At 54.8% G+C, this 3,551-nt stretch carries 3 protein-coding genes; all 3 read left to right on the forward strand.

The window, feature by feature from the left end:
- Nucleotides 1-1,436 (forward strand): type I restriction-modification enzyme R subunit C-terminal domain-containing protein (locus Q0072_RS09800; RefSeq protein WP_298329136.1); only part of this gene is annotated, 1,436 nt, incomplete at its 5' end.
- Nucleotides 1,436-2,614: a hypothetical protein gene (locus Q0072_RS09805; protein WP_298329139.1), complete on the forward strand. Its 1,179-nt coding sequence runs from the start codon at nt 1,436-1,438 to the stop codon at nt 2,612-2,614. The genes Q0072_RS09800 and Q0072_RS09805, both read left to right, overlap by 1 nt.
- Nucleotides 2,615-2,618: 4 nt before the next feature.
- A partial coding sequence (locus Q0072_RS09810; protein ID WP_298329142.1) for a class I SAM-dependent DNA methyltransferase occupies nt 2,619-3,551 on the forward strand: 933 nt, incomplete at its 3' end.

Below are 3,551 nucleotides of genomic sequence, written 5' to 3' on the forward strand. Positions count from 1 at the left end.
ATAACGCCGCCGTGGCAGAGGGCATTGCCGAGCATATCGACCCGGCCCTGCCCGGCAAGACCCTGGTCTTCGCGGTGACGGACCAACATGCCGACATCCTGGTCGATGAAATCCGCATTGCGATGCGCGCCCGTTATGGCACGCTGGAGGAAGCGGCGGTGGAGAAGATCACCGGGTCGGTCGACCGCCCCAGCCAGCGTATCCGCGCCTTCAAGAATGAACGCCTGCCCAGCATCGTGGTGACGGTCGACCTACTGACCACGGGCATCGACGTGCCGGAGATTGTGAATCTGGTCTTTGTGCGCCGGGTGTCCAGCCGCATCCTCTATGAACAGATGATCGGTCGCGCCACGCGGCTATGCCCAGAGATTGGCAAGATCGAATACCGCATCCTCGATGCCGTCGGCATCTATGCCCAGATGCAGGCGGTCAGCGCGGTCAGGCCCGTGGTGGCCAACCCAGCCATCCGGTTTGGGCAGTTGCTGGAGGAATTGACCGAAACCGTGGGCCTGCCCCCGCCCGCACCACCCACGGACGGCGGCATGGCAGAGGCGGCGGACGGCTATGACAGCGGCCCGCCCCCCGATCCTGACAGCGCCGAACCCGACGCCACCCACCGCGCGGAAAAGGCCCGCTATCTGCTGGACCAGATCGTGGCCAAGATGCAGCGCCACCGCCATCGGTATCAGCGCGACGATGCGCGGGCCGACCGGTTCAGCCATCTGGCCGGCGGTCTGTCCCCTACTGATCTGGTCACCCGCCTGCGCCAGGCCACCCCGGTGGAGGCGGCGGGTATGTTGACCAACCTGACCCCGCTGATCGACTGGCTGGACCGGGCGGGGGAGATGGGGCCTGTGCGCCTGCCCGTGTCGGACCATGCCGATACCTATTTGGGCACTGCCCAAGGCTATGGCCCCGGCTTCACCAGGCCGGAAGATTACCTGTCGGCCTTTGAAACCTTCCTGAAGACCCAGATCAATGCCATCCCGGCGCTAACCATCATCGCCCAACGCCCACGCGACCTGACCCGCGCGCAGTTGCGGGAGATCAGGCTGCTGCTGGAGGAAAAGGGCTTCAAGGAGACCGACCTGCGCGCCGCCTTCCGCGACGCCCGCCATGTCGACGTCGCCGCCGGCATCATCGGCTATATCCGCCAAGCGGCCCTGGGCGACCCGCTGATCCCCTATGAGATGCGGGTGGACCGGGCCTTGGCGGCGATCCTGGCAGAACGGTCCTGGACGCACGTGCAGCGGCAATGGCTGGAACGGATTGCGCTTCAAATGAAGCGGGAAGTGGTGGTAGACCGCGACAGCCTGGACAGCGGACAGTTCAAGGCCGCCGGGGGCGGCTTTGCGCGGCTGGATCGGGTGTTCGGGGGCGGGCTTGATGATGTTTTGCTCGCTTTTCACGACAGAATCTGGAGGAGGGTGGTTTAATGACTGCGGCTTTTGTTGGTAGATATAATGGTTGTCCGTTCGTGATATCTGATAGCAGAATTACACGAGTTGGTTCCGATGGTAGTCACATTTCAATACCAGTGTTGAATGAACCAGATATTTTTGTTCCACTGGAGTACCATCAACAAATAGTCGATATGGAGAATAAGATTGTTTTTATTTCTAATGAATTAGTAATATGTTGGGCTGGTTCTCGAATCGAAGCAGCTGCTGTAATTCGTGTCCTTAAGGATGATGATTTTTCATGTTCTATAGAGGATTTTTTTAAAAAAATATCTGCAGTTTTCACTAATATTAAGAATGAAGAAAAAATTGCAGATCTATCAATCGTAGGATTTTTTACTAATGCTCTTTGTTTTGAAACGTTCAAATTCGAATTTAAGAATTCAGAATTTCATCGCGGTGGAGATTATTGTATTGGGGAGGGTGGATGGCTGCTTGATAAATATTTTTCCGAAAAAAATAAAGATAAAGTATTAATATTAGATAAAAAATTAAGCGCAGATCAAGAAATTAAAAATATTCTTTTGGCTTCTATAGGATTCTTCTTTTCTGAAGAAAAGATTATAGGAACCTTTCTAGAAAACGTATCTGGATGCTCTTTTTCTGCTGCTTGGATAAGTGGTGGATATTTGAGAGTTTTAGAAAATTACTCAATATACTCATTTGAAATGGAGGTTGAATCATATGGTTATGGCAGTTACCATTATAAGGTAGATCTCGATCTTGTTTTGGACAGAATGTTTGTTCGGGATGGAGAGCGGTTTAGGAGTTTTAGGTTTGAGCCTGCTGGTGAGTGGTGTTACAAATTGAATTTGGACGATTTTGAGTCCCATATCGTCAATCACTCAATTCATGATCTGCGGCGTGGCGAGGTTGCGGGTGCCGAACACTGTTTTCTTGAAGAAGAGCATTGTGCGGGTGTTGTGAGGAACAATGCTATATTGTGTGTGTTTATTAGGCATAATGGCCGTGTAGTTTATAGTGTTGAGCTTTATGAGAATGAGCATAATTGTAATCCAATTTCCTACGGTGAGCCTCAGGATGGTGTACAGCTTATTAAGGTTGATGAAACCATGTTCAGAAATTTGGTTGGTTACATACATGCTCCAAGAATGGAGCGTTTTGGTGATGGTATAACTGGTAGAAATGATTAGCTAAATGACCACCCTCGACATCGTCTCCAAGCTCTGGAACCTGTGCAACGTCCTCCGGGATGACGGCATCACCTATCACCAGTATGTGACCGAACTCACCTATCTGCTGTTCCTGAAAATGGCGGAGGAGACGGGGGCGGAGGAGGGCAAGCATGCGCCCAACATTCCGCCCGGCCTGCGTTGGGCCGACCTGAAGCGGCAGACGGGGACGGAGCAACTGACCTTCTATCGCCAGATGCTGATCCGCCTGGGGGCGGAGGGCAGTGAGCGGGTGCAGGAGATTTATGCCAATGCGCAGACCTTCCTGAAACGCCCGACCAACCTGAAAACGCTGGTCGATCATCTGGACGGGCTGGACTGGTACTCCGCCCGGACAGAGGGGCTGGGCGATCTGTATGAAGGGTTGTTGCAGAAGAACGCGGAGGAGAAGAAGTCCGGGGCCGGGCAATATTTCACCCCGCGTTGTTTGATCGACAGCATGGTTTCCCTGATGCGGCCACAGCCGGGGGAGGTGGTGCAGGACCCCGCCGCTGGCACCGGCGGCTTCCTGATCGCCGCCGACCGTTACATCAAGGGGCAGACGGAGGATTTGTTCACCCTGCCCGAATCCATGCAGTATTTTCAGCGGGTGCGCGCCTTTCAGGGGCTGGAACTGGTGCAGGATGCACAGCGTCTGGGCCTGATGAACCTGATCCTGCATGGGATCGAGGGGCCGGTGCATGTGGGCGATGCCCTGTCGCCCGATGGATCGGCGCTGGAAAGGGCCGACCTGATCCTGACCAACCCACCCTTTGGCACCAAGAAGGGCGGGGGATTGCCCACCCGCGACGACCTGACCTTCCCCACCAGCAACAAGCAGCTATGCTTTCTACAGCATATCTATCGCGGGCTGAAACCGGGGGGCCGCGCCGCCGTGGTCCTACCCGACAATGTGTTG

This window comes from Asticcacaulis sp., from assembly GCF_027484505.1.
GTDB lineage: Bacteria > Pseudomonadota > Alphaproteobacteria > Caulobacterales > Caulobacteraceae > Asticcacaulis.